The following is a 23533-nucleotide window of genomic DNA, read 5'->3' as shown; positions in this document are numbered from 1 at the left end:
ACAATTGTCACCGTCGGGTCCGGACAATCAGATCTGACGCCCGGGCACCCCGGAACGCGAGTCTGGAGACACCACCCACGGTGGGTGGTGGAGACGGAGGAATCGCGATGACAACCGTGACGAACGAGACCGTGCAGCGCACCCGGGTCGGATGGCCGCGGATCGGCGGCGTGGCGGCCACGGCGGCCGTGGCCGCGACGGCCGTATGGCTGCTGTGGACCCAGGCCGGGGGAGTGGAGCTCGAGGTGAAGTCGGGCGCCGGCAGCCAGCAGATCGGGGTCGGCTCGGTGATCGTCAGCAGCCTGATCATCGCGCTGGCCGGCGGCGCGCTGCTGCGCTGGTGGGAGGGGCGTTCCGAGCGCGGGACCAGGCGCTGGACGATGCTCGCCGTCGGGATCGCCGTGGTCTCCCTGATCACGCCGACCAGCGCGCTCACCCTGGCCGCCGGCCTGGGGCTCGCGAGCCTGCACGTCGTGGTCGCAATTGTGGTCATCGCCGGGCTGCGGCGGCGATAAGGTGACGACCGTGTCCGGCCTGTGGTGTCACCTCCAGCGCCACGGTGCGGTGCTGGTGTGGCTGCCGGTGCTGCTGCTCTTCCCACTGCTCAACCTCTCCGGCGACGCGCTGGCGGCCGCCGGTCAGGTGGTTCTGGTGCTGGCCGTCGCGGCCACCGCGGTCGCCCTCGTGCTCACCGGCCGGGTGCTCGTCCTGCTGCCGGTGCTGGTCGCCCTGATCGTGCTGTCCGCGATGCAGGGCGAGGGCTGGCAGATGGTCTGGGTGCTGCTGGCCATCGTCGCCCCGGCGGTGCTGCGCGGCTGGCGCCTGCTCGCGGTCATCGTCGCGGCAACCGCCGGGGCCGCGGTCTCGATCGCAGTGATCGAGGGCATCGGCGACGCCTACCTGATCAGTGTCGGCGGCGTACTCCTCAGCGGAGCGACGACCACCTCGTTCCTACGCCTCATCGATACGGTCGAGCAGCTCAGGCGCACTCGGGAGGAGCTCGCCCGGGTGGCCGTGGCCGAGGAGCGTGCCCGGATGTCCCGCGACCTCCACGACCTGCTCGGTCACACGTTGAGCGTGATGGTCGTCAAGGCCGAGGCCGTACGCCGCCTGGCGGCTCGTGACCCGGAGGCGGCCGCCGCGCACGCGGCCGACATCGAGGAGGTCGGCCGGGCCGCCCTGGCCGACGTCCGGGCCGCCGTCGACCAGATGAAGACGCTCTCCCTGGCCGAGGAGCTCGACGGCGCGCGCCGCGCGCTCGACGCCGCCGGGATCCGTACGTCGATCACCGCGGCCCAGGCCGAGGTGCCCGACATCGCCGGCCAGGCGCTCGCCTGGGTCGTACGCGAGGGGGCGACCAACGTGATCCGCCACTCCGGTGCGGCCAGCTGCCGTTTCGAGCTCTCCGAGGACGGCGGCGAGTTCCGGCTCGCCGTCGTCGACGACGGGGTCGGCGGCCCGGTGGACACGGGCGAGAGGTCAGGCGGGCTCGAAGGCCTGCGGCAGCGGCTGCGTGCGGTCGACGGTCGCCTCGACGTACGTCCTGGGGTCGACGGGTTCCGCCTCGAGGCGAGGGTGCCGGCATCGTGATCCGCATCCTGCTCGCCGAGGACCAGGCGATGATGCGCGGCGCGCTCGCGGTGCTGCTCGGGCTCGAGGACGACCTCGAGGTGGTGGCCCAGGTCGGCACCGGCACCGAGATCGTGCCGACGGCGCTCGAGGTGCGCCCCGATGTGGCGCTGCTCGACATCGAGCTGCCCGGGATCAGCGGTCTCGAGGCCGCACGCGAGCTGCGCGCGTCAATCCCGGAGTGCCGGGTGATGATCCTGACGACGTTCTCCCGGCCCGGCTACGTGCGTCAGGCGATGGCCGCGGGCGCGGTCGGCTTCCTGGTCAAGGACGGGCCGGTCGAGGAGCTGGCCGACGCGATCCGGCGGGTGCTGCGCGGCGAGACGGTCCTCGACCCCGCCCTGGCCGCCGCCACGCTCCGCGCCGCCCCGAACCCGCTGACCGCGCGCGAGCGCGACGTGCTCGCGGCCTCCGAGGACGGGTCGAGCGTCGCCGACATCGCCGGGCGGCTCTTCCTCTCGCCGAGCACGGTGCGCAACTATCTCTCGGCCGCCATCGGCAAGACCGGCACCCGCAACAAGACCGAGGCGGCTCTCACCGCTCGCCGCAACGGCTGGCTCGCCTGAGAGATCAGGCGGGGGACAACGACCCGAGTGCGTGCACGAGCGGCGCGAGCTCGGGGATCTCGGCGGCCTCGTCCAGTGCCGTACGCAGCACCTCGTCGTGCAGCGGACGGGCCTTCTTCAGCAGGGCGCGCCCGGCGGGCGTGAGCTCGGTGTAGATCCCGCGGCGGTCGTCGGCGCACAGGATCCGGGTGAGGAGGTCGCGGTTCTCCAGGCGCGTGACCAACCGGGTCGTGGCCGAGGACGACAGCGCCGCCGCGCGCGCCAGCTGCTGCATGCGCATGTGCCAGCCGTCCTGGCGGCTGAGCGCGTCGAGGACGGTGAACTCGACGACCGACAGCCCGTGCTCGCGCTGCAGCGCCTTCTCGAGTGCGGCCTCGATCAGGCCGTGCACGGCCGCCAGTGTGCGCCAGCCCTGCGCCCGGATCTCGACGGCGTCGTCAGCGATTCCCATGGGTCCTCCTTCGTGGACGTCACCAGCATACCCGAATTGCGCGGATAGTGCGCGTGTGCAACTATAAATACGAAGCGTGTGCAACTACTGCGCACGCGGACTATCGACAGACGCAACCCGTCTTCACCAAGGAGTCATCCATGCCCGTCGCACTGCTAGCCCTCGCGATCGGAGGGTTCGGCATCGGCCTCACCGAGTTCGTCATCATGGGTCTGCTGCCGGAGGTCTCCACCGACTTCGGGGTCAGCGAGACCACCGCCGGCTACCTCATCTCCGGCTACGCCCTCAGTGTCGCGATCGGTGCCGTCGGCCTGACCCTCCTGCTCACCCGGGTGCCCCGCAAGGTCGCCCTGCTCGGCCTGATGGTGTTGTTCATCCTCGGCAACCTGATCTCCGCGGTCTCGCCCGACTACGCCACGATGATGGTCGGCCGGATCGTCGCGGCGCTGTGCCACGGCGCGTTCTTCGGCATCGGCTCCGTCGTCGCCGCGCAGCTGGTCGCCCCGGACCGCAAGGCCAGCGCGATCGCGTTCATGTTCGGCGGCCTCACCCTGGCCAACGTCCTCGGTGTTCCGCTGGGCACTCTGCTCGGCCAGGCCGCCGGCTGGCGTTCGACCTTCTGGGCGATCACCGTCATCGGCATCATCGCCTTCGTCGGCATCGCCCTCCTGGTCCCGGCCCACACCGGCCGCAGCGAGGCCACCGCCCCGGCCGTACGTACCGAGCTGGCCGCCTTCACCAGCCCGCAGGTCTGGCTCTCGATCGCCCTGACCGTGCTCGGCTACGGCGGCATGTTCGGCGGGTTCACCTACATCGCCTTCACGCTCACCGAGGTCAGCGGCTTCTCCGCCGGGGCGGTGCCGCTGCTGCTCGTCCTCTTCGGTGTCGGCCTCTTCGTCGGCAACATCGTCGGCGGCCGGGCCGCCGACCGTGACCTGGTCAGGACCCTCGGCGTGCTCCTGACCGCCCTGACCGTCGTCCTCGCCGGCTTCGCCCTCGTCGCGACCAGCCAGGTGCTGACCGTCATCGCCCTGGTCCTGATGGGCGCCGTCGGCTTCGGCACGGTGCCGGCGCTGCAGATGCGGGTGATGGGGTACGCCGACCAGGCGCCCACCCTCGCCTCCGGCGCCAACATCGCCGCCTTCAACGTCGGCAACGCGCTCGGCGCGTGGATCGGCGGCATCACCCTCGCCGCCGGCCTCGGCTACACCTCGCCGCTGTGGGCCGGTGCCGCGGTCACCGCCGTCGGCCTCGTCGTGCTCCTGGTCGCCGTCCGCGCGCCCGGTGGCGAGCGGCGTACCTCCGTCCCTGTCCCTGCCTGAACCTCACCCATCTCAGAGAGAAGAGAAGTCTCATGACCATCCCGAACATCACCCTGAACAACGGCATCGAGATGCCGCAGCTCGGCTACGGCGTCTTCCAGGTGCCGGACGACGAGACCGAGGCGGCCGTCACCGCCGCGCTCGAGGCCGGCTACCGCAGCATCGACACCGCGGCTGTCTACGGCAACGAGGCCGGCGTCGGCCGCGCCCTCGCGAAGTCGGGCATCGCCCGCGAGGAGCTCTTCATCACCACGAAGCTCTGGAACGCCGACCACGAGCGGCCGGTCGAGGCGTACGAGAAGAGCCTCGAGCTCCTCGGCCTCGACCAGGCCGACCTCTACCTGATCCACTGGCCCACCCCGGCCCGTGATCTGTACGTCGGTGCCTGGCAGGGCCTCGAGGAGCTGTACGCCGCGAAGCGGGTCCGCGCGATCGGCGTCTCGAACTTCCTGCCCGAGCACCTGGACCGGATCGTCGAGCTCGGTGGCACGGTGCCCGCCGTCAACCAGATCGAGCTGCACCCCGCGCTGCAGCAGCGCGCCACGGTCGCCGCGAACGACGGGCTCGGGATCGCCACCGAGGCCTGGAGCCCGCTCGCCCAGGGCGCGATGCTCCAGAACCCGGCGATCACCGAGATCGCCGACCGCCTCGGTCACACGCCTGCCCAGGTGATCCTGCGCTGGCACCTCCAGCAGGGCCGGATCGTCATCCCCAAGTCGGTGACCCCGGCACGGATCGCGCAGAACCTCGACGTCTTCGGCTTCGACCTCACCGACGCCGACCTGGCTGTGATCGACGCCCTGGAGAGCGAGGGCCGCACCGGCCCGGACCCGGCGACCTTCAACGCTGCCTGATCGTCTGCGCCTGATATCCGGGGCAGGTGTTATCGATCGGTGATCAGCCCGGGGCAGATGTCCGGACCGGTTGAGGGCATGCTTGGGCTCATGCGATTGACCGAGCATGAGCTCACCGTTGCCCTGACCGGGACGGCCAAGACCGTCCTGGCCTCCGGCAGGAGGTTCCGCAAGGGCGGCGCCGACATCGACAAGGTCTGGGACGAGACCGACCGCTTCCAGCGCTTCAAGCTCCTGGACAGCATCGGCACCCAGATCTTCCCGGTGCTCACCGATCTCCCCGACGTCGAGGTCCCGGTCGGAGGTCGCCCGACCTTCCCGGAGGAGCAGATCCGTGAGTCCGTCGAGCGCAACATCGGTGACGACGTCGGTCGCCTCCGCCGGGCGGTCACGGTCAAGGCGCGCGTCGCGCTGGTCCAGGCCGCCCTCTCCAACCTTCCGCCCCGCGCCGAGGGCGACCTGCGCCTGGTCGACTGAGTGCGGGCGCTCCGCTCGATCAGGCGGCGCGCCGGTTGCGGTCGAAGGCGAGAGCGGCCAGAGCGAGCGCACCGACCAGCAGGCCGAAGTCGCGCAGAGCGACGTCGTAGTACTCGCCCATCGAGACGAGGTTGACGATGATCGCGGCAAGCCAGGCGGCGACCAGCAGCGCGCCGTAGCGTGGGATGACCGCGACGGCGATGCCGGCCACGATCTCGATGACGCCGACCGCCAGCATCGCCTGGTGCGCGTTGCCGGGGACGATGTCGTTGATCCACGGTGCGAGGTAGCGGTCCCACTCGGTCAGCACCTCGGCGAACTTGTCGAGGCCGAACGCGATCGGGGCGATGACGAAGACCGTACGCAGCAGGAAGAAGGCGCGGTCGCTGCCGGAGGATCCGGTGATCGACCTGGTGCTCTCGGAGGTGTGGCTGGTCATGGGTGATCCCTTTCGGACGAAGTGACGAAGGTGCTGCTCGGGAGGTTCCCGGGTGCCTTCACTGCGTGGGTGTCGTCGACCGGTCCGGGTCTTACCGGGTTCCCGGACTTCGGTTCGACGGGTAAGAACCTCGCGGCCGGGCGACACCAACCAGTCATGAAGGTGCACCAGCGAGACCGCGGCGCGCTGCGCTCGCGACAGGCCCTCGAAGAGGCGGTGGCGTGGCGGCGGCGAAGCCTGCTCCGTGCCGGGTTCCCGGCGGACCTCGCCTCGGACCTTGCGGCAGACGTACGCCTCGATCTGCATGCGCTGCTGCAGCTGGTCGATCGTGGGTGCCCGCCGGAGCTGGCGATCCGGATCGTGGATCCGTCACCGGGCGAGGTGCGACGATGAACATCGTGCAGGGCGACATGGCTGGGATCGGCATCGCGCCGGACGAGCCCTGGGTGAGCGACCTGAGCGACCCCGGGCCTCCGGGGCATGTCGCCCAACGCAGCCTCCACGACCTGCTGCTGCGAGCGACCCGGCATCAAGTGTGGCGTCTGCGCGGCCAGCTGCCCGGTGCCGGACCCGCCGATCTGGAGGACCTCGCCCAACAGGCCGCCGACGATGCTTTGGTCGCGGTGCTCGGGAAGCTCGCGACCTTCGAGGGGCGGAGCCGGTTCAGCACCTGGGTCTACAAGTTCGGTGTCCTGCACGCCGGAGTCGCCGTCCGGCGCCAGGCGTGGCGCCATCGTGAGGTCGCGCTTCCGGACACGTTCGATGTGATGGACGACGGCACCGCGCCCGAGGGTGTCGTGCAGGCGGCCGATCTCTCACGTGCCGTCCACGCCGCGATCGCCACCGCGCTGACACCTCATCAGCGACGGGTCACGCTGGCGCTGCTGGTCGATCAGGTCCCTATCGACGTCCTCGCCGAGCGTCTCGGCACCAACCGCAACGCGCTGTACAAGACCCTCCACGACGCGCGCCGGCGACTGCGCGCGTCCCTGGTGGCCAGCGGCCACCTCGACGAACCGTCCCTGCGGAGCGCGCCATGACCGATCGAAACCGCCCCCTGTCCGCAGCCGCCCTCGACGGCCTCCTGCTCGACACCGACCCCTATCTGTCCTGCGACGACTGCTTCGACCAGATCGACACCTACGTCGAGCAGGTGCTGGCGAATCCGGCGCATGTGGACGTCCCGATGCAGGTGCACCTCAAGGCGTGCGGGGCCTGCGCCGAGGAGGCCGACGCGTTGATGGACCTGCTCTCGTCCTGACCGGTCGGTTCAGGAAAGCCGCTCGGCGACGTTGTCGCTGAGGTGCTCCAGGGTGTCCTTGAGGGTGGTGAACTCGTCCGGCTGCAGCGCCATCACGTCGGCGATGGTGTCGGGTACGCCCGCGGCCCGGTCGCGCAGTTCATGTCCGGCCTCGGTCAGGATCAGGCGGACGCTGCGCTGGTCCTCGGGGCGCTTCTCGCGGGTGATCAGCCCGGCGGCCTCGAGGCGCTTGACCAGCGGTGTCACGGTGCCGTAGTCCAACCCGAGCCGCTCGCCGAGCTCGCCCATGGTGATCGGGGAGCTCTCCCAGAGCACGAGCATGGCGACGTACTGCGAGTAGGTCAGGCCCAGGGCGTCCAGGATCGGTCGGTAGGCCGCGGTCACGAGCCGCTGCGCGGTGTAGAGCGAGAAGCACAGCTGCTCGCTCAGCTCCAGGCTGTGGCGAGTCTCGGTCATGCGCCCCACTCTACAACCTTGTGCGCAACCTTTTTCTGGGAAAACCTTGCGCGCAAGGTAAGTGCGGCGTAGATTCCTTGTACGCAAGGTAATTCACCGCAAGGAGTGAGACGACATGTCCAAGCCCGTCCTGGAACCGGCCGCAGCCGAGTTCGCCGCCGCCACCGCCAACCCGCCCTACCTGTTCGACCTCGGCCCCGTCGAGGGCCGCGAGGCGGTCAACCAGGTCCAGTCCGGAGAGGGCGTCGCCAAGCCGGATGTCGACGAGGAGTGGGTCACCGTCGAGGGTGGCCCGACCGGTGAGGTGAAGGTCCGCATCGTCAGGCCGGCCGGCGTCACCGGCACCCTCCCCGTCCTCATCTACATCCACGGCGCTGGCTGGGTGTTCGGCAACGCCGGTACGCACGACCGCCTGGTCCGCGAGCTCGCGGTCGGCGCGGGTGCCGCCGTGGTGTTCCCGGAGTACGACCTCTCGCCCGAGGCGAGGTACCCGATCGCGATCGAGCAGAACTTCGCGGCCGCCCAGTGGGTCGTCGCCCAAGGTGCCGAGAAGGGGCTCGACGCCTCCCGCATCGCCGTCTCCGGCGACTCCGTCGGGGGCAACATGGCCGCGGCGCTCACGCTGATGGCCAAGGAGCGCGGCGGGATCGAGCTCAAGCAGCAGGTGCTCTTCTACCCGGTCACCGACGCCGCCTTCGAGACCGAGTCCTACCACCAGTTCGCCGAGGGCTACTTCCTGCGCCGCGACGGGATGCAGTGGTTCTGGGACCAGTACACGACCGACGAGGCCGAGCGCGCCCAGATCACGGCCTCCCCGCTGCGGGCGACCACCGAGCAGCTCACCGGCCTGCCGTCGGCGCTGGTGATCACCGCCGAGGCCGACGTGCTGCGTGACGAGGGCGAGGCGTACGCCGGCAAGCTCCGTGAAGCCGGCGTGCCGACCGTCCAGGTCCGCCTCGGCGGCGTCATCCACGACTTCGTGATGCTCGACGCGCTGCGCGACACCTATGCCGCGAAGGCGGCGATGAAGCTGGCCATCGACACGCTGAAGGTCGCGCTCGCCTGAGGAGCTCGCCCCCGCCGGTGACCGGGCGGGGTCAGGTCCAGGGGTTGTCCCAACGCCCGTCGGCCTGAGCCGCCCGGACCTCGGCCAAGCCGCTGGGCCGCATCCGGCCCTCGGCGGTGAGCCGCTCGACCTTGGAGATGTTGAGCCGGGACCACTTCGAACCAGGGCGCCGGCGGGTGTAGCGCTGCAGGTAGGTCTCGTCATCGCCTCGGCGGCGTACGGCGGAGATCCAGCCGAAGCAGAGGCCGACGTCGACCAGCTGGTCGGAGGAGAGCGAGGCCGGTTCGACGCCTTTGCGGGTCAGTCGCAGCCACACGGCGCGTGTCTCAGGGGCGGCCGTCTCGAGGTACGCCTCGACCTCGGCCACGGTCGGGCGGTCCAGCACCGGCTCGCCGTCGATGGTCTCCACCCGGCCAACCATATGGTCGGCCGGGTGGAGACCCGGCTGTCGGCGGGGCCTCGTGGGATGGGTACGGATCAGCGGGGCGCGGCGCCGGCTGCGCAGTGGTAGTCGCGTGACGGCCGCTCACCCGTGGTCAGGTACGTCGTCACCGCGTGGTTCGCGCAGCGGTTCTTGCCCGCCGGGAAGACGCCGTGGCCGCTCTGGTCGGCGGTCACCATGGTGGCCCGCTTGCCCAGCGCCCTTCGCATCTCACGGGCACCGTCGAGCGGTGTCGCCGGGTCGCGCAGGTTCTGCACCATCAGTACGTTGGCCGGGCCCTGATCTGTGATCCGGACCTGAGGCTCCTCGGGGTCCGGCCAGTAGGCGCATGGCGTGATGTTGGCTCCGGCGGCACCGAACAGCGGATACCGGATCCGGTCGACAGTGACGTTGCGCTGGTAGGTCGCGACCGACGACGGCCAGCGCGCGTCGTTGCAGATCATGTAGTAGCGACCGGAGATGAGGTTGTCCACGTCGCTCACAGCGTCGCCTCCGGGCAGCGGTGGCGGCGGCTGGTTCGCGTCGACCGCGTGCCAGATGTCGGCCAGCAGCGGCAGCTGGGTCGGGCCGTACAGCAGCCCGAAGTTGATCAGCCGGAACGCGACGTGGTCGAAGGGGCCGTCCGGCGTCGGGATCGGCTTCTTCTCCAGCCGCTCGGCGAGCTCGAGGTACTTCGCGCGCACCTGTGCCGGCGTCTTGCCCAGGCCGTACTCGCGGTGGTTCGCCGCGGCGAACTTAGCGAAGGCCGGGAACGTGTCCTCGACGCCCTGCGACCACAGTCGGTTGCTCGCGTAGTCCCAGCCACCCGGGCCCATGTTGCTGTCGAGCACGATCCGGTCGCTGCGCTGCGGGAACAGCGTGGTGTAGACCGCGCCCAGGTGGGTTCCCCAGGAGGCGCCGGCGTAGGACAGTTTCGACTCGCCCAGCGCGGCCCGGATCCGATCCATGTCGCGGGCGGTGTTGGCCGGGGTGACGTGCGGCAGCATCCAGGACGTATTGGACCTCGCGCACTGCTGGGCGATCTGCTTGCTCACGGCTGCCTGGCTGGCCACGTCGGCGGCGTCGAGCGCGTACGGCGGGATGTTCCCGGTCACCTGCTGTTCCGCGGTGAGATCGCACGTCACCGGGGTGCTGCGGCCGATCCCGCGTGGGTCGAAGCCGATCACGTCGTAGCTGTCTCGGACGCTCTGCGGGAGACCCATCGCGACGAGCATCGCCGGGTAGCCCTCGCCCGCGGAGGGGCCGCCGGGGTTGGTCACCAGGATGCCGCGTCGCTTGTCGGGCTTCGTGCTCGCCAGCCGCGAGACCGCGATGTCGATCGTCTTGCCGTCCGGGTCGCTGTAGTCCAGAGGGACCTTCAGGGTCCCGCACTGCATCCCGTCCGGGATCGGCAGCGGAGATATCTCGGCGGGGCACTTGCCCCACGTGATGCTGTCCGGCGGCGCGGCCTCTGCCGCGGCCGGACCGGCCAGCGAGGCCACTGGGGCCAGTGTGGCTGCCAGTGAGACGACAGCGACTGCGAGCGGTACTGAGATGCGCTTCATTTCTTCCTCCCGAGGATGGCGCTGGGAGGTGTCAGTCTTCGCTGATCGGAGGGCGGATACATCCAGCCGAAGACCATTCCCGGGGTGGCCCAAAGGACTATTGACGGGTGGGGAAAGTCTTAGTGGCGCAGATCATCCCCCTGCTGAAGACACATACGCGTGTGACGCGTGGCAACGGTTGGCGGTTGGGCTGCGATCGGCGAGGATGTCACCGTGATCGACGAGCGCCCCATCAACACGTGGCTGACCGACATGGACGGTGTCCTGGTGCGCGAGGAGGAGCCGATCCCGGGCGCCGCCGAGTTCCTGGCCAGGCTCACCGAGGCCGAGGTGCCGTTCATGGTGCTGACCAACAACTCGATCTACACCCCGCGCGACCTGCGGGTCCGGCTGCTCCGGTCCGGGCTCGACGTCCCCGAGAAGTCGATCTGGACCTCGGCGCTCGCCACCGCGCAGTTCCTCGCCGACCAGCGGCCGGGTGGGTCCGCGTACGTCGTCGGTGAGGCGGGGCTGACCACCGCCCTGCACGCGGTCGGCTACGTGATGACGGAGAACGATCCCGACTACGTCGTGCTGGGTGAGACTCGCACCTACTCGTTCGAGGCGATCACCCGGGCGATCCGGCTGATCGAGGGCGGCGCCCGGTTCATCGCGACCAACCCGGACCCGAGCGGGCCGAGCCCGCAGGGCACGCTCCCCGCGACCGGCTCCGTCGCCGCGCTGATCAGCGCCGCGACCAACCGGGCGCCCTACTACGTCGGCAAGCCGAACCCGCTGATGATGCGTAGCGCGCTCAACCAGCTCGAGGCCCACTCCGAGACGACCGTGATGATCGGCGACCGGATGGACACCGACATCATCAGCGGCCTCGAGGCCGGGATGCGCACCATCCTCGTCGAGACCGGGTCGACCCGGCCCGAGCAGGTCGAGACCTTCCCGTTCCGGCCGACCCGCGCGGTCGCCTCGATCGCCGACGTACTGCCGCTGCTCGAGGGGCAGATCAAGAGTCAGATCGAGAGTCAGAGCGAGCACCAGGTCGACGCTCAGTAGGGGAGCGGGCCGCGGCCCGAGACGTACGTTCCGGTCGGGCCGTCGGGGTCGAGCCGGGCCATCCGGACGATGATCTCGGCGCCCTCCTCGACGCTCTGGGTGCCGGTGTGGCCGTTGAGGTCGGTGTCGGTGAAGCCGGGTTCTACCGCGTTGATCCGGATGGTCGGGTAGGCCTTGGCGAGCTGGATGGTGGCGGCGTTGAGGGCGGCCTTGGAGGCCGGATAGCTCAGGCCTCGGTAGAAGTGGGTGAAGCCGTCGGGGTCGCTGAGCATGCCCAGGGAGGCGAGGCCGCTGGAGACGTTGACGACGACGGGCGCCGGTGACTTCAGCAGCAGCGGGACGAAGGCGTGGGTCACCCGGAGGCCGCCGAAGAAGTTGGTCTCGAAGGTGGCGCGTACGTCCTCGACGCTCTCGTCCGCGGCGGTGGGGATGGCGTTGTCGGCCAGCCTGGGCTCGACGCCGGCGTTGTTGACGAGTACGTCGAGGCCGCCGTCGGCGGCGATCTGCTCGGCCGCCGCGGCGACGGAGGTGTCGTCGGTGACGTCGATGCGGACGAACCGGGCGCCGAGCTCGGCGGCCGCGGCCCGGCCGCGTGCCTCGTCCCGGGCGCCGAGGTAGACGGTGTGTCCCGCGGCGAGCAGGCGGCGGGCGGTCTCCTTGCCGAGGCCCTTGTTGGCCCCGGTGATCAGTGTGGTGGTCATGCCTCCAGGCTGCGTCGGTGACGCGGCTCCAGGAAGCGGTCCGGTTTTCGTAGGACTGGCAGGGCCAGGACAACGGCTCGGTCGTGGCGGAGACTGGTGGGGTGGAGTCATCGGAGTTCGGCCGGATGCTGCGTCGCCGGCGTGATCGCGTGGAGCCGGCCGCGGTCGGCCTGCCGGCGGGTGGCCGACGCCGGGCCGCCGGGCTGCGGCGTGAGGAGGTCGCGAACCTGGCCGGCATCTCGGTCGACTACCTGACCCGGCTCGAGCAGGGCCGGGCGACCTCGCCGTCGGCGCAGGTCGTCGAGGCGCTGGCCCGGGCGCTCCGGCTCCCGGATGCCGACCGCGACCTGCTGTTCCGCCTCGCCGGGCACGTCGCGCCCGGCCGGGAGGCGATCTCCTCGCGGGTCTCGCCGAGCGTGCAGCGGCTCCTCGATCGCCTGGCGCACACCCCGGTCGTGGTCTACGACGCCGCCTGGACCCTGGTGGTCGCCAACGAGGCGTACGACGCGCTCATGGGGGCGACCACCACCTGGCAGGGTCGCGAGCGCAACGCGGTGTGGCGCAACTTCGTCGGCCCGGGCAGCCGGGCCCTCGCCACCGCGGCGGAGACCGAGGCGCTGCGGGCCGGGCTGGTCGCGGACCTGAGGCTCACCGCGGCTCGCTACCCCGCCGACCATGGGCTGCGCCGGCTCGTCGACGACCTGCGCGCCGCCAGCCCGCGCTTCGCGGACCTGTGGGAGAGCGCCGACCCGTCCCCGCGCCACGAACCGGCCCGGCACAAGGTCATCGACCACCCCACCGTCGGCCCCATCGCGCTCGACTGCGACACCCTGACCGTCGCCGTCGAGGACCTGCGGATCATGGTCTACACCGCCGAGCCCGGCACCGAGGACGCCGAGCGCCTCGCGCTGGCGACGGTCGTCGGCAACCAGGCGCTCGAGGAGCGCTGAGCGCGGAGGCGGGAATAGGCCGGTGGCGGCCGGGTGCTGGGCCAGATGTGAACGATGACCGTCCGTCGTGGGAGATGACGCTCGCCTACCAGGAGGAGCTGGCCGCCGGCTCCGCCGGTGAGGACGTACGCTCCGCCACCTGGTTGCTCGTCGACGACGGCACGGTCGTGCTGACCGCCGCCGGGCAGTCGCACCTGCTCCGTGAGGGGGACGCGGCTCTGGTCGGAGGCCAGGTCAGGCACCGGCTGGCGACCCGCGACGGGGCCACGCTCACGCGGGCCGACCTGCGCGCGGTCGCGGTGGCGTACCCGCTCGCGAACCCGCTGGTCGTGCGCGACTTCGTCGGTCGCCACGGCGGGGTGGCCGAGCTGGTGCGGCGGTGTCCGCTGGCGGGGCCGTGCCGGCCGTCGGCGCTGTTCGCCTCGGGCTACGCCTCGCTGCTCGGCGCGGCGATGACGGCCTCCTGGCTCGAGGACACCGGGCGTGGGACGGACGGTCCCGCGCCGGTCCTGGACCCAGCCGTGGGACAGGTGATGTCCGCGCTGGTGGCCGATCCGGCGCGGGCCTGGTCGGTCGAGGCGATGGCGGAGTCGGTGCATCTGTCCAGGTCGGCGCTGGGGGAGCGGTTCCGGCGCAGCCTGGCGCTGAGCCCGAGCGAGGCGCTGCGGGACGTCCGGATGCGTGCCGCCCGCCACCTGCTCGCCGGCGGTGACCGTCCGGTCGAGCAGGTGGCGTACGCCGTCGGCTACGGGTCGGGCGCGGCGTTCAGCCGGGCCTTCACCGCCGCCCACGGGACCGGCCCGCAGGCGTGGCGGGACGGCTCAGCCGCGCGGGACGCGGATCGCGCCGAAGCCCGCCGCGGCGACGGCCGCACCGACCGCGCCGATGAGGAGCACGCGCCCGACGCCGTACTCGTCGAGGACCGCGCCTCCTAGCGCCGCCCCGAGGGCGATCGCCACCTGGAAGGCGGTGACCTGGAGCGCCAGCGCCGACTCGGTGCGCTCCGGCTCGACGCGGGTGACCCACAGCTGCGTGCCGACCGGCACCATGTTGAACCCGAACCCCCACACGAGGATCGCCAGCGCCATCACCGGTGTGCTCTCGGCGAGGACGGTCAGCACCAGCCCGCCGGCGAGGAGGAGCGGCGCCACGGTCACGACCGCACGCAGGCGGTGGGAGAACCGGCCGGCCGCGAGGTTGCCGAAGAGCCCGCCGACACCCCACAGCGCCAGCATCCACATACCTGCGCCCGGGGAGGTCTCGGCGATGGCGATCCGGATGAACGGGTACGCCACGAAGTTCCCGAGCACCACCACCACGAGCACCACCACGCCGGCCACCAGGAGCGGGTTGCGGAGGGCCTGACGCATCATCGTCAGCCCGGCGCCCGGGTGAGCCGGAACGGGCGGAAGCGCCCGCGCGAGCGCGGCGGCGGAGACCAGGCTCAGCACGGTCGCCGCCGCGAAGCCCCAGCGCCAGCCGGGTCCGTCGGCGAGCAGCGAACCCAGCGGCAGACCGACGATCGTGGCCACCGTGACACCGAGCGCGATCGAGGTCGAGATGACGTGGTCACGGCCGGGTGAGGCGTACGTCCCGACGGCGAAGGCGAAGGACCAGTAGCCCGCGATCGCCGCCCCGAGCACCAGGCGGCCGAGGAGCAGGACGACGAAACCGGGGGAGATCGCGACCGCCAGGTTGGCGACCGCCGCGGCGACCAGCAGGCCGACCAGCAGGGCTCGCCGATCCATCCGGGGGAACACCATGGCGATGCTCGGCGCGGTCAGGGCCCCGGCGATCGCCGTCGCCGCCACCGCGAGCCCGGCGGTTCCCTCACTGATCCCGAGGTCGCGTGCCATCGTCGGGAGCACACCCGCGGGCAGGAACTCGCTCGAGACCAGGATCGCGATCCCGGCGGCGAGCGCGACCACCGGCGCCGCTCGGCCCTGGGAGGTGGTCGGCGAGGTGGTCGGAGAAGTGGTCGGGGAGGCGGTCGGATCCGGCGTCGTCGTGGTCACCCTTCGATCCTCGCGGCCCTCGCAGGGTTCGGGTTGATCGTCCGTCGCCCGTGCTTGACCGGATGACCTCCGTCGTACCCGTCCATGAAACGGAGTTTCGGAATGCGGTCGACAGCGGTAGTAGGTTGAGGCCATGACCGTTCCTCCTGTGGTCAGACAGGAACAGCTCATCGACGAGATCGCCCTCCACCTCGCTGACGAGGTCGAGGGCGACTGGTCCACGTTGGTCTTCAACCACCGCAACCTGTCCATGTTCTTCACCGGCCGCGTCGATGTGCACCGACCGGACGGCGGTCTCGCCCACGCCCGGCCGCCCGACACCATCCTCGCGCTGACCGACGAGCTCAGGCGGGTGATGTATGAACCCGACAAAGGGGCCTGGTTCTCCGCGCGCTGGACGATCGCGAGCAGCGAGAGTGCTGAGGAGAAGAACTCGACGAACATCGTCTTCAACTACGACGACGAGCCGGTATGGCGCTGGCCTGCACATCCGGGCCTGTACGCGCTCGATCTCGAGACGTTTCCGCGCGCCGAGGAGCGCGTCCCCGACTGGCTCCGCCAGAAGGTCAACGGCGCCCGTCGCACGCTGTAGGTACGCGGTTCTCGGCGATGTCGCTAGGTGAGGGCCCACAAGGAATCCTCCAGAAGCCTGTCGATGTCAAGAGGTCACAGGAGCGGCGTCTGATGAAAAAGTCTGCACCGTGCCACAGGTCTCTCGAATTGCCATCGTCAACCGCGGCGAAGCCGCCATGCGTCTGATCCACGCCGTACGCGATCTCAACGCGCGGGACACATCCGTAGGAACGATCCGCACCATCGCGCTGCACACCGACGTCGACGCCGGGGCGGCGTTCGTACGTGAGGCCGACGAGGCCCACCTGCTCGGTGCGGCCGCGGACCGCCCCTACCTCGATCTCGCCGTCCTCGAACAGGCCCTGGTCGCCTCCGGTGCCGATGCCGCCTGGGTCGGCTGGGGGTTCGTCGCCGAGGACCCGGCTTTCGCCGAGCTCTGCGACCGGCTGGGCGTCACCTTCATCGGCCCCAGCGCCGAGGCCATGCGGAAGCTGGGCGACAAGATCGGCTCGAAGCTGATCGCCGAGGAGGTCGGAGTCCCGGTGGCTCCGTGGAGCCGCGGTGGTGTCGACACGCTCGAGGAGGCGCTGGCCAGCGCCGAGGAGATCGGCTATCCGCTGATGCTCAAGGCCACCGCCGGCGGTGGCGGTCGCGGCATCCGGAAGGTGACCTCCGGCGCCGAGCTCGCCGAGGCGTACCAGCGAACCCGGGACGAGGCGGAGCGGGCGTTCGGCAGCGGTGTGGTGTTCCTCGAGAAGCTGGTCACCGACGCCCGCCACGTCGAGGTCCAGGTGATCGCCGACGGTCAGGGCACCGCCTGGGCGATCGGCGTACGCGACTGCTCGGTGCAGCGGCGCAACCAGAAGGTCATCGAGGAGTCGTCCTCCCCGCTGCTGTCCGAGGCCCAGGCCGCCGATCTCAAGGCGTCCGCCGAGCGGCTCGCCACGGCGGTGGGCTATGCCGGAGCCGGCACCGTCGAGTTCCTCTACCACCCGGGCGAGAAGACGTTCGCCTTCCTCGAGGTCAACACCCGCCTCCAGGTGGAGCACCCCATCACCGAGGTCGTGACCGGCACCGACCTGGTCGCGCTGCAGATCCAGGTCGCGTCCGGCGTGCCGCTGAGCGGTGACCGGCCGGCCGAGCGCGGCCACGCGGTCGAGGCCCGGCTCAACGCCGAGGACCCGGACCGCGACTTCGCGCCCGCCCCGGGACGGATCAGCCGCCTCGAGTTCCCCGCCGGCCCCGGCATCCGGGTCGACACCGGCGTGGCCGAGGGCGACACCATCCCGGCCGACTTCGACTCGATGATCGCCAAGGTGATCGCCTGGGGCGCCGACCGCGAGCAGGCGCTGGCGCGACTGCGCCGGGCGATGGGCGAGACCACCGTCATCATCGACGGTGGTGCGACCAACAAGAGCTTCATCCTCGACCTCCTCGACCAGCCCGAGGTCACCTCCGGCAGCCCGGCCTGGGCCGACACCGGGTGGATCGACCGGGTGCGCGGCGAGGGACGGCTCCAAGCCGCCCGGCACGCCGGCGTCGCGCTCGTCGCCGCCGCGATCGAGGGGTACGACGAGGCCGAACGCGGCGAGATCGCCCGCATGCTGCAGACGGCCCAGGGCGGCCGGCCCCAGATCCAGCACGACCCTGCCCGCACCATCGAGCTCAAGCTGCGCGGGGCGACGTACGCCCTGACCGTGCGGCAGTCCGGACCGGCCCGCTATCAGGTCACCATCACCGCCGGCGGCGAGCGGCGCACCCTCACCGCCACCCTCGACCGGATCGACGAGGTGCACGGCCGGCTCACGGTCGACGGCCACCGCTACCGGCTGGTGAGCGCCACCCACGGCCCCGTCCATCTGGTCGAGGTCGACGACGTGATGCACCGGGTCAGCCGCGATGAGGGCGGCATGGTCCGCGCCCCCGCGCCGGCGCTGGTCGTGTCCACCCCGCTCGCCGTCGGCGACGAGGTGGCGGCCGGTCACCCCGTGCTGGTGCTCGAGTCGATGAAGATGGAGACCGCGCTGACCGCGCCGTTCACCGGCCGGGTCAAGGAGCTCCTGGTCCGGGTCGGGAGCCAGGTCGAGACCGCGGCGCCGCTGCTGCGCCTCGAGCCGACCGACGCGGCCGAGGGCGAGCAGGCGAGCACCGCCACCCTGGCCGACCTCGATCTGCCCGCACCCACCACGGAGCCCGGCCGCAGCAACGGTGCGCTCGACGACCTGAGCAGCCTGCTGCTCGGCTACGACGTCGAGGAGGATCAGCGTCCGGCGCTGCTCGCCGCCCACCTGGCCTCCCGCTCCACCGGTGCGCCCGCGGACACCCTGCGCACCGAGATGGACCTGCTGGCGCTGTTCACCGACTTCGCCGAGCTCAGCCGCAACCGCCCGGCCGGTGACGAGCCGTCCACCGAGCTGCGCGTGCACAGCTCGCGGGAGTACTTCCACACCTACCTGCGCAGCCTGGACCCCGACCGGGGCGCGCTTCCGGACCACTTCCGCGACAAGCTGCTGCGGGTGCTCGCGCACTACGGGGTCTCCGACCTCGAACGTACGCCGGAGCTCGAGCGTGCGGTGTTCCGCATCTTCCTGGCCCAGCAGCATCCCTCCGACGTCGACGTCGCGATCGGGGTGCTGCAGCGCTGGCTCGGCGACCCGCCGCCGGCGACGGAGGACACCGCCGCGGTCCGCGCGCTGCTCGAGCGGATGGTGCGCGCCACGCAGCTCCGGTTCGCGGTGGTCGGCGACCTGGCCCGCTCGGTACGTTTCGGCTGGTTCGACCAGCCGCTGGTCGATGACGAGCGCCGCGCGGTGCTGGAGGGCGTACCGGCCGAGGTCGCCGCCCTGACCGACCCGGACGCGCCCGACCGGGCTGCCCGGATCGACGCGCTGGCGGCTGTCCCCGAGCCACTGGTCGGCTTCCTGCGCGACCGGCTGGTCGAGGGACTTCCCGAGAGCGAGCCGCTGCTGGAGGTGCTGATCCGCCGGCACTACCGCGACTACCACCTGCACGATCTGACCGTCACCAGCGCCGGCACATCCGATGGCGGCGGCCGCCCGGTCGCTCACGCCGAGTACGCCACCGACGACAAGGGCGCGACCCGGGTCGTGTCCACCATCGGTGACGTGACCGAGCTCGCCCAGCCCGACAGCCGGCTCGGTGCCGCCATCAGCTCGGCGCTGACCTCCGACCACGATGACGTCGTCGAGATCTACCTGCGCTGGACGGACGCGCCCACCGACCCGGACCTCGCCTCGACCGAGCTCGCCAAGATGCTCGCCGGGCAGGAGTTCGCTCGCCGCGCGCGTCGTGTCTCGGTCGCGGTCTGCCATGCCGCGCCGCAGCCGGTCGACTACTTCACCTTCCGCCACCAGGGGCAGACCGAGCTCGTCGAAGACGGCCTCGTCCGGGGCATGCACCCCATGGTCGGTCGCCGGCTCAACCTGTGGCGCCTCAGCGAGTTCGACGTCACCAGGCTCTCCGCGCCCGACGACGTCCTGCTCTACGAGTGCGTCGCCAAGACGAACCCGGCCGACCGCCGGCTCGTCGCGGCCGCCCAGGCCCGCCAGCTCGCCGTGGTCCGCGACGACGAGGGCCGCGTGATCGCGCTGCCGCACGTCGAGCGTGCCGTGGAGAACTGCCTCGAGGCGATCCGCCGCGTACGTACCGCCCGGGGCCGCGAGGGCACCAAGCTCGACGTCAACCACGTCTGGGTGACGGTGTGGCCGGTCGTCGAGGCGGATCTCGACCAGATCACCGCGCTGCAGAGCAAGATCACCCCGCTCAGCGAGGGCACCGGGATCGAGGAGGTGCTCGCCGAGGGTCGGATCGCATCGCCGGGTGGAGGCGCCCCGGCCCGGCTGGCGATCCGCTTCTACGCCAAGCCGGGCTCGGGGGTCGTGGCCGACGTCATCGAACCGCCCACCGAGCCGCTCGCCCCGTTGGACGACTACGCCGGCAAGGTGCTGCGCGCCCGCCGCCGCGGTCTCGTCTACCCCTATGAGCTGCAGCGGGCCCTGGCCGGGAGCGGCACGGTCGTCGAGCACGACCTCGACGCCGACGGCGTACTCGTGCCCGTCGATCGTGCTCCCGGGCTCAACAGCGCAGGCATCATCGTCGCCGTCGTGACCACGCCGAGCACCCTCTACCCCGACGGCATCACCCGAGTCGTGCTGTGCGGTGACCCCCTCAAGTCGCTCGGCGCGCTCTCGGAGCCCGAGTGCGCCCGGGTGATCGCGGCCATCGACCTCGCCGATCGGATGGGTGTTCCGGTCGAGTGGTTCGCGGTGTCCGCCGGTGCCCGGATCTCGATGGAGAGCGGCACCGAGAACATGGACTGGGTCGCGGCCGCACTGCGCCGGATCGTCCAGTTCACCCAGGCCGGCGGCGAGATCAACATCGTCGTCGCCGGGATCAACGTCGGCGCCCAGCCGTACTGGAACGCCGAAGCGACGATGCTGATGCACACCAAGGGCATCTTGGTGATGACCCCGGACAGCGCGATGGTGCTGACCGGCAAGCAGTCGCTCGACTTCTCCGGTGGTGTCTCGGCCGAGGACAACCACGGCATCGGCGGCTACGACCGGGTGATGGGCCCGAACGGGCAGGCGCAGTACTGGGTGCCCGACCTGGCCGGTGCCTTCCGGGTGCTCATGGCGCACTACGAGCACAGCTACGTCGTTCCCGGCGAGGCCGGGCCACGCCGGGCCCCGACGGCCGACCCGATCGACCGCGACGTGTCGTCGTTCCCGCACGCGGGTGACTTCACGACCGTCGGGGAGATCTTCTCCGCCGAGCACAACCCCGACCGCAAGCGACCCTTCGACATCCGCACCGTGATGCGGGCGCTGGCCGACGCCGACCACGAGATGCTCGAGCGGTGGGCCGGCATGGCCGACGCCGACACCGCCGTGGTCGTCGACACCCGGATCGGCGGCTACCCGGTCAGCCTGGTCGGCATCGAGTCCAAGCCGGTGCCGCGCGCCGGCTTCCCTCCCACCGACGGCCCGGACACCTACACCGCGGGCACCCTGTTCCCGCGGTCGTCGAAGAAGGTCGCGCGCGCGATCAACGCCGCGTCGGGCAACCGGCCGCTGGTGGTGCTCGCCAACCTGTCCGGCTTCGACGGTTCCCCGGAGTCGATGCGCAACCTGCAGCTCGAGTACGGCGCCGAGATCGGCCGCGCGATCGTCAACTTCGAGGGCCCGATCGTCTTCTGCGTCATCTCCCGCTACCACGGGGGTGCGTTCGTGGTGTTCTCCAAGCACCTGAACCCGTCGATGACGGTGCTGGCGATCGAGGGCTCGTACGCCTCGGTGCTCGGTGGCGCTCCCGCGGCCGCCGTCGTGTTCGCCGCGGAGGTCTCCAAGCGGGCGGCGGCGGACCCGCGGGTCGCCGCGCTCGAGCAGCGCATCGACCACGCCGAGGACGGGGAGCGCGGCGCGCTCGTCGTCGAGCTGGCCGAGCTCCGCGCTCAGCTGCGGGCGGACAAGATCGCCGAGGTCGCGGCCGAGTTCGACGACGTGCACAACATCCACCGCGCCGTCGAGGTCGGCTCGGTCGACGAGGTGATCGCGGCGAGCGACCTGCGGCCCAAGGTGATCGACGTCATCGAGCGAACGTGGGGCAACCGGTGACCGAGCGAGGCCACCACATCTCCGGCTAGATCGCCGGTCCGGTCGCCGGTCCGGAGCCCAGGGAGGAAGTCGTCTCCCTGGGCCGGCCGGCTCCGACCAGAACCTGGAGCACGACCAGCAGGGCGACCACCAGAGCCAGGGACCACCAGAGCCGGTCCATCGAGACGTTGTTGCCCCAGAGCAGGACCACACCGCCCAGCGCAACCACGACGACTCGCACCCAGCCCACGTTGGCGGCGACCCAGCGGCCGGCTGCGCCGACGGGACTGTCCCCCAAGCGAGCGCCGAGACTCTCGAGGCCCCCGCCGATGGTCGTACGTGCCGTGGTGCCGTACCTGTTGGAACCGGCGAACCAGCCGGCGAGCACGATGATCAGACCGAGCCACAGCACCACCTGCTGGCCGCGCTCGAGGTAGGTGAGCAGGGTGTCGAAGAAGATCCGGCTCGCCGGCCCGAAATCGGTGCCGGAGAGCGCGTTGACGAACATCTGCTCTCCGATGGACAGCACCCATGCCAGCAGCAGCGCGTTGGCGGCCACGATCGCCCCGATCCACACCGCCATCCGTGCCCGGCGGCGGGCCAGCACCAAGGCGGCCAGGAACAGGACCCCGACCACGGGAAGGAGCCACTGGGCCACTGGGTTCGAGAACGCGTAGATCGTGCGTACCTGCCTGAGCTGCGGTGCGTCCATCAGCACGATCTGACGGTCGGTCTCGGGGATGGGTACGTTCTCGACGATGGTCAGACCGCGGGCGACGAGTCGCTCCTTGACTCGTTGGATGACCTCGTCGACGTCGAGCACGACCTGCTCGCCCTGGAGCGACACGGCACCGGTGTCGTCGCCGTTCAGGATCCGCTGGAGGGTCTGCTGGGCCCTGGTGTTGGCCAGGACCCAGATGTCGGCGAACTCGTCGGAGGCGATGAACGCGCGGACCTCGCGCTCCACCAGGCCGTTGATGGCCGCGGCGAGGGGCGCCACGAGCTGCTCCAGGCGCGGTCTGTCCTCGATCACGCCGGCGAACGCGGTGTTGAGGATCGCCTCGACGTCGACCTGCTTCTGGATCGCGGCGGTGACCCGGGTCGCGATCACGTCCTGTACCTCGGGTGACTCGATCAGAGGGCCGACGGTCTCGACGTACCGCTCGGCGTCGTTCAACGTGCGCTGCCCCCAGTAGGCCACCGCGGCCGGCGTGGTCAACAACGCGGCCAGCACCAAGCAGATCACCGCCGCGATCGAACGGCCTCGTGAGGGGCGGTCCGCGGTGGTCTCGGGTTCGTCGGATGCGGACATGCCTGACATGGCACTCCTTCGGTGGTCTTGGGCGTGGCTTCGAACGAGGCCAGTGCCCAGGCTGTCCGGCGGGTCCGTCCCAGACATCACCCGGAACGGACGAACCCGTGTCCCGCCGCCCGAGCCGGTCGTTCGGTGACCAGATCAGCGGGTGATGTCGCGACCGTGCACCGTCAGCGCCCAGATGACGAAGATGTCGACCGCGATGATCAGCGTCGACCAGAACGGGGAGTAGGGGAGGAACGCGAAGTTGGCGCCGGCACTCAGCACGGCCAGGATCACCCCGATGATGCGACCCCAGAGCATGCCGTTGAGCACGGCGAAGCCCGCCAGCACCACGACCAGTCCGAGCACCAGGTGGATCCAGCCCCAGGTGGTGGCATCGAGCTCGAGCAGGTAGTTGGGGGTCGCGACGTAGAACTCGTCCTCGAAGATGCCGACCAGGCCGGCGAAGGCCTGGAAGCTGCCGGCCATGATCATCATCACGCCGGCGAACATGATGAAGCCGGTCGCCCAACCACTGGGCGGCGGCTCCTGCGCACGACTGGGTGGCGGGTCCTCCGCCTGCCAGGTGGTCCCATCGTTCGGTGTGGTCTGTTCGGTCATGACGGAGTGCTCCTTGCCTCTGTCGCCGACCACGAGGGTTCGATCCCGGGTCGGGAAGTGAACGGATGTTCTCAATCTGGTCGGCCGGACCTCGCGGCGAATCATGCTCATTGTGTGAAACGGGGACGGTGCCGAGGCGGTCCTGCCCACAAGTCATCCGGCAGGGGTGAGACGTCGGGCTGCTCGGATCTCTAGCGTTCGAAT

Annotated in this window: 24 protein-coding genes; 15 read left to right on the top strand and 9 right to left on the bottom strand. The window is 70.9% G+C overall.

All coding sequences use genetic code 11. The annotated features are described in order from the left end of the window. Positions 1–107: 107 nt before the first annotated feature. Genes ACIRON_RS07195 through ACIRON_RS07185 form a run of 3 tightly spaced genes read left to right on the top strand, consistent with a single transcriptional unit; the run spans position 108 to position 2195 of the window. On the top strand, positions 108–515 hold the full coding sequence (locus ACIRON_RS07195) for a DUF6069 family protein (protein WP_402990860.1): 408 nt from the start codon (positions 108–110) through the stop codon (positions 513–515). 10 nt (positions 516–525) lie between these two features. Further along, complete coding sequence (locus ACIRON_RS07190; protein WP_402990858.1) at positions 526–1590, top strand: sensor histidine kinase; 1065 nt, start codon at positions 526–528, stop codon at positions 1588–1590. After that, on the top strand, positions 1587–2195 hold the full coding sequence (locus ACIRON_RS07185; RefSeq protein ID WP_402990856.1) for a response regulator: 609 nt from the start codon (positions 1587–1589) through the stop codon (positions 2193–2195). The genes ACIRON_RS07190 and ACIRON_RS07185 overlap by 4 nt, the downstream gene beginning before the upstream one ends. Positions 2196–2199: 4 nt before the next feature. On the opposite strand, the gene ACIRON_RS07180 is transcribed toward ACIRON_RS07185, so the two are convergent. Next, positions 2200–2646: a MarR family winged helix-turn-helix transcriptional regulator gene (locus ACIRON_RS07180; protein WP_091050428.1), complete on the bottom strand. Its 447-nt coding sequence runs from the start codon at positions 2644–2646 to the stop codon at positions 2200–2202. A gap of 140 nt (positions 2647–2786) precedes the next feature. Between ACIRON_RS07180 and ACIRON_RS07175 the strand changes: the two genes are divergently transcribed. The 3 genes from ACIRON_RS07175 to ACIRON_RS07165 all read left to right on the top strand — a co-directional run bounded on the left by ACIRON_RS07175 (position 2787) and on the right by ACIRON_RS07165 (position 5299). After that, positions 2787–3968, top strand: coding sequence for an MFS transporter (locus ACIRON_RS07175; protein WP_402990853.1), 1182 nt, complete (start codon positions 2787–2789; stop codon positions 3966–3968). A 32-nt stretch (positions 3969–4000) separates the two neighbouring features. Further along, the gene (locus ACIRON_RS07170; RefSeq protein ID WP_402990850.1) at positions 4001–4822 is read left to right on the top strand and encodes an aldo/keto reductase; all 822 of its coding nucleotides are present in this window, start codon (positions 4001–4003) and stop codon (positions 4820–4822) included. 90 nt (positions 4823–4912) lie between these two features. Beyond that, positions 4913–5299, top strand: a complete 387-nt coding sequence (locus ACIRON_RS07165; RefSeq protein WP_402990847.1) for a hypothetical protein — start codon at positions 4913–4915, stop codon at positions 5297–5299. Between the two features lie 19 nt (positions 5300–5318). Here the strand turns inward: ACIRON_RS07165 and ACIRON_RS07160 are convergent, their stop codons facing one another. Further along, on the bottom strand, positions 5319–5738 hold the full coding sequence (locus ACIRON_RS07160; protein ID WP_402990845.1) for a hypothetical protein: 420 nt from the start codon (positions 5736–5738) through the stop codon (positions 5319–5321). Between the two features lie 156 nt (positions 5739–5894). Between ACIRON_RS07160 and ACIRON_RS07155 the strand changes: the two genes are divergently transcribed. The 3 genes from ACIRON_RS07155 to ACIRON_RS07145 are packed head-to-tail and all read left to right on the top strand — an operon-like array spanning position 5895 to position 6999. Next, the gene (locus ACIRON_RS07155) at positions 5895–6131 is read left to right on the top strand and encodes a hypothetical protein (RefSeq protein ID WP_402990843.1); all 237 of its coding nucleotides are present in this window, start codon (positions 5895–5897) and stop codon (positions 6129–6131) included. Next, complete coding sequence (locus tag ACIRON_RS07150) at positions 6128–6778, top strand: RNA polymerase sigma factor (RefSeq protein WP_402990840.1); 651 nt, start codon at positions 6128–6130, stop codon at positions 6776–6778. The genes ACIRON_RS07155 and ACIRON_RS07150 overlap by 4 nt, the downstream gene beginning before the upstream one ends. After that, positions 6775–6999, top strand: coding sequence for a hypothetical protein (locus ACIRON_RS07145; protein WP_402990838.1), 225 nt, complete (start codon positions 6775–6777; stop codon positions 6997–6999). Before ACIRON_RS07150 ends, ACIRON_RS07145 begins: the two co-directional genes overlap by 4 nt. A gap of 9 nt (positions 7000–7008) precedes the next feature. Here ACIRON_RS07145 and ACIRON_RS07140 read toward each other — a convergent pair whose 3' ends face one another. Next, positions 7009–7455 (bottom strand): MarR family winged helix-turn-helix transcriptional regulator, encoded by a 447-nt coding sequence (locus ACIRON_RS07140; RefSeq protein ID WP_402990835.1) that lies wholly within the window; start codon positions 7453–7455, stop codon positions 7009–7011. A 115-nt stretch (positions 7456–7570) separates the two neighbouring features. On the opposite strand from ACIRON_RS07140, the gene ACIRON_RS07135 reads away from it, so the two are divergent. Next, positions 7571–8521 (top strand): alpha/beta hydrolase, encoded by a 951-nt coding sequence (locus ACIRON_RS07135; protein WP_402990832.1) that lies wholly within the window; start codon positions 7571–7573, stop codon positions 8519–8521. A 31-nt stretch (positions 8522–8552) separates the two neighbouring features. Here the strand turns inward: ACIRON_RS07135 and ACIRON_RS07130 are convergent, their stop codons facing one another. Then, entirely contained in the window at positions 8553–8930 is a 378-nt protein-coding gene (locus tag ACIRON_RS07130; RefSeq protein WP_402990830.1) for a YdeI family protein, read from the bottom strand. Between the two features lie 68 nt (positions 8931–8998). Then, on the bottom strand, positions 8999–10507 hold the full coding sequence (locus ACIRON_RS07125) for an alpha/beta hydrolase (protein ID WP_402990827.1): 1509 nt from the start codon (positions 10505–10507) through the stop codon (positions 8999–9001). 252 nt (positions 10508–10759) lie between these two features. Between ACIRON_RS07125 and ACIRON_RS07120 the strand changes: the two genes are divergently transcribed. Beyond that, positions 10760–11557 carry an HAD-IIA family hydrolase gene (locus ACIRON_RS07120; RefSeq protein ID WP_402991193.1) on the top strand — a complete coding sequence of 266 codons (798 nt, stop codon included), beginning with the start codon at positions 10760–10762 and terminating at the stop codon, positions 11555–11557. Here the strand turns inward: ACIRON_RS07120 and ACIRON_RS07115 are convergent. Beyond that, the gene (locus ACIRON_RS07115; RefSeq protein WP_402990825.1) at positions 11551–12258 is read right to left on the bottom strand and encodes an SDR family NAD(P)-dependent oxidoreductase; all 708 of its coding nucleotides are present in this window, start codon (positions 12256–12258) and stop codon (positions 11551–11553) included. The genes ACIRON_RS07120 and ACIRON_RS07115 overlap by 7 nt on opposite strands. A gap of 101 nt (positions 12259–12359) precedes the next feature. Here ACIRON_RS07115 and ACIRON_RS07110 point away from each other — a divergent pair, with 101 nt between their 5' ends. Both ACIRON_RS07110 and ACIRON_RS07105 read left to right on the top strand, forming a co-directional pair. After that, positions 12360–13208 (top strand): helix-turn-helix transcriptional regulator, encoded by an 849-nt coding sequence (locus ACIRON_RS07110; RefSeq protein WP_402990822.1) that lies wholly within the window; start codon positions 12360–12362, stop codon positions 13206–13208. 47 nt (positions 13209–13255) lie between these two features. After that, complete coding sequence (locus tag ACIRON_RS07105) at positions 13256–14143, top strand: helix-turn-helix domain-containing protein (protein WP_402990820.1); 888 nt, start codon at positions 13256–13258, stop codon at positions 14141–14143. Here ACIRON_RS07105 and ACIRON_RS07100 read toward each other — a convergent pair. Next, positions 14030–15223 (bottom strand): MFS transporter, encoded by a 1194-nt coding sequence (locus ACIRON_RS07100; RefSeq protein WP_402990817.1) that lies wholly within the window; start codon positions 15221–15223, stop codon positions 14030–14032. The two genes, ACIRON_RS07105 and ACIRON_RS07100, sit on opposite strands and share 114 nt — an antisense overlap. A gap of 133 nt (positions 15224–15356) precedes the next feature. Here ACIRON_RS07100 and ACIRON_RS07095 point away from each other — a divergent pair, with 133 nt between their 5' ends. Together ACIRON_RS07095 and ACIRON_RS07090 are read left to right on the top strand one after the other, a co-directional pair. Beyond that, positions 15357–15815 carry an agglutinin cell wall attachment protein gene (locus ACIRON_RS07095; RefSeq protein WP_402990815.1) on the top strand — a complete coding sequence of 153 codons (459 nt, stop codon included), beginning with the start codon at positions 15357–15359 and terminating at the stop codon, positions 15813–15815. A 109-nt stretch (positions 15816–15924) separates the two neighbouring features. Then, the gene (locus ACIRON_RS07090; protein WP_402990812.1) at positions 15925–21432 is read left to right on the top strand and encodes a carboxyl transferase domain-containing protein; all 5508 of its coding nucleotides are present in this window, start codon (positions 15925–15927) and stop codon (positions 21430–21432) included. Between the two features lie 25 nt (positions 21433–21457). Here the strand turns inward: ACIRON_RS07090 and ACIRON_RS07085 are convergent, their stop codons facing one another. Then, on the bottom strand, positions 21458–22723 hold the full coding sequence (locus ACIRON_RS07085; protein WP_402990809.1) for a hypothetical protein: 1266 nt from the start codon (positions 22721–22723) through the stop codon (positions 21458–21460). 144 nt (positions 22724–22867) lie between these two features. Next, complete coding sequence (locus tag ACIRON_RS07080) at positions 22868–23329, bottom strand: hypothetical protein (RefSeq protein ID WP_402990806.1); 462 nt, start codon at positions 23327–23329, stop codon at positions 22868–22870. Positions 23330–23533: the final 204 nt, after the last annotated feature.

It is taken from the genome of Nocardioides sp. NPDC101246, from assembly GCF_044767415.1.
In the GTDB taxonomy this organism is placed as follows: domain Bacteria; phylum Actinomycetota; class Actinomycetes; order Propionibacteriales; family Nocardioidaceae; genus Nocardioides.
The sequence above is the reverse complement of the archived record's forward strand: the minus strand, read 5'-3'. Positions and strand labels throughout refer to the sequence as shown.

Excerpts from the sequence above, each read along its gene's own strand:
- ACIRON_RS07155 (WP_402990843.1), top strand. The coding sequence starts at position 5,895 with ATGAAGGTGCACCAGCGAGACCGCGGCGCGCTGCGCTCGCGACAGGCC.
- ACIRON_RS07115 (WP_402990825.1), bottom strand. The coding sequence starts at position 12,258 with ATGACCACCACACTGATCACCGGGGCCAACAAGGGCCTCGGCAAGGAG.
- ACIRON_RS07165 (WP_402990847.1), top strand. The coding sequence starts at position 4,913 with ATGCGATTGACCGAGCATGAGCTCACCGTTGCCCTGACCGGGACGGCC.
- ACIRON_RS07180 (WP_091050428.1), bottom strand. The coding sequence starts at position 2,646 with ATGGGAATCGCTGACGACGCCGTCGAGATCCGGGCGCAGGGCTGGCGC.
- ACIRON_RS07135 (WP_402990832.1), top strand. The coding sequence starts at position 7,571 with ATGTCCAAGCCCGTCCTGGAACCGGCCGCAGCCGAGTTCGCCGCCGCC.
- ACIRON_RS07175 (WP_402990853.1), top strand. The coding sequence starts at position 2,787 with ATGCCCGTCGCACTGCTAGCCCTCGCGATCGGAGGGTTCGGCATCGGC.
- ACIRON_RS07195 (WP_402990860.1), top strand. The coding sequence starts at position 108 with ATGACAACCGTGACGAACGAGACCGTGCAGCGCACCCGGGTCGGATGG.
- ACIRON_RS07120 (WP_402991193.1), top strand. The coding sequence starts at position 10,760 with ATGGACGGTGTCCTGGTGCGCGAGGAGGAGCCGATCCCGGGCGCCGCC.
- ACIRON_RS07150 (WP_402990840.1), top strand. The coding sequence starts at position 6,128 with ATGAACATCGTGCAGGGCGACATGGCTGGGATCGGCATCGCGCCGGAC.
- ACIRON_RS07125 (WP_402990827.1), bottom strand. The coding sequence starts at position 10,507 with ATGAAGCGCATCTCAGTACCGCTCGCAGTCGCTGTCGTCTCACTGGCA.
- ACIRON_RS07160 (WP_402990845.1), bottom strand. The coding sequence starts at position 5,738 with ATGACCAGCCACACCTCCGAGAGCACCAGGTCGATCACCGGATCCTCC.
- ACIRON_RS07080 (WP_402990806.1), bottom strand. The coding sequence starts at position 23,329 with ATGACCGAACAGACCACACCGAACGATGGGACCACCTGGCAGGCGGAG.
- ACIRON_RS07170 (WP_402990850.1), top strand. The coding sequence starts at position 4,001 with ATGACCATCCCGAACATCACCCTGAACAACGGCATCGAGATGCCGCAG.
- ACIRON_RS07095 (WP_402990815.1), top strand. The coding sequence starts at position 15,357 with ATGACCGTTCCTCCTGTGGTCAGACAGGAACAGCTCATCGACGAGATC.
- ACIRON_RS07085 (WP_402990809.1), bottom strand. The coding sequence starts at position 22,723 with ATGTCCGCATCCGACGAACCCGAGACCACCGCGGACCGCCCCTCACGA.
- ACIRON_RS07140 (WP_402990835.1), bottom strand. The coding sequence starts at position 7,455 with ATGACCGAGACTCGCCACAGCCTGGAGCTGAGCGAGCAGCTGTGCTTC.
- ACIRON_RS07145 (WP_402990838.1), top strand. The coding sequence starts at position 6,775 with ATGACCGATCGAAACCGCCCCCTGTCCGCAGCCGCCCTCGACGGCCTC.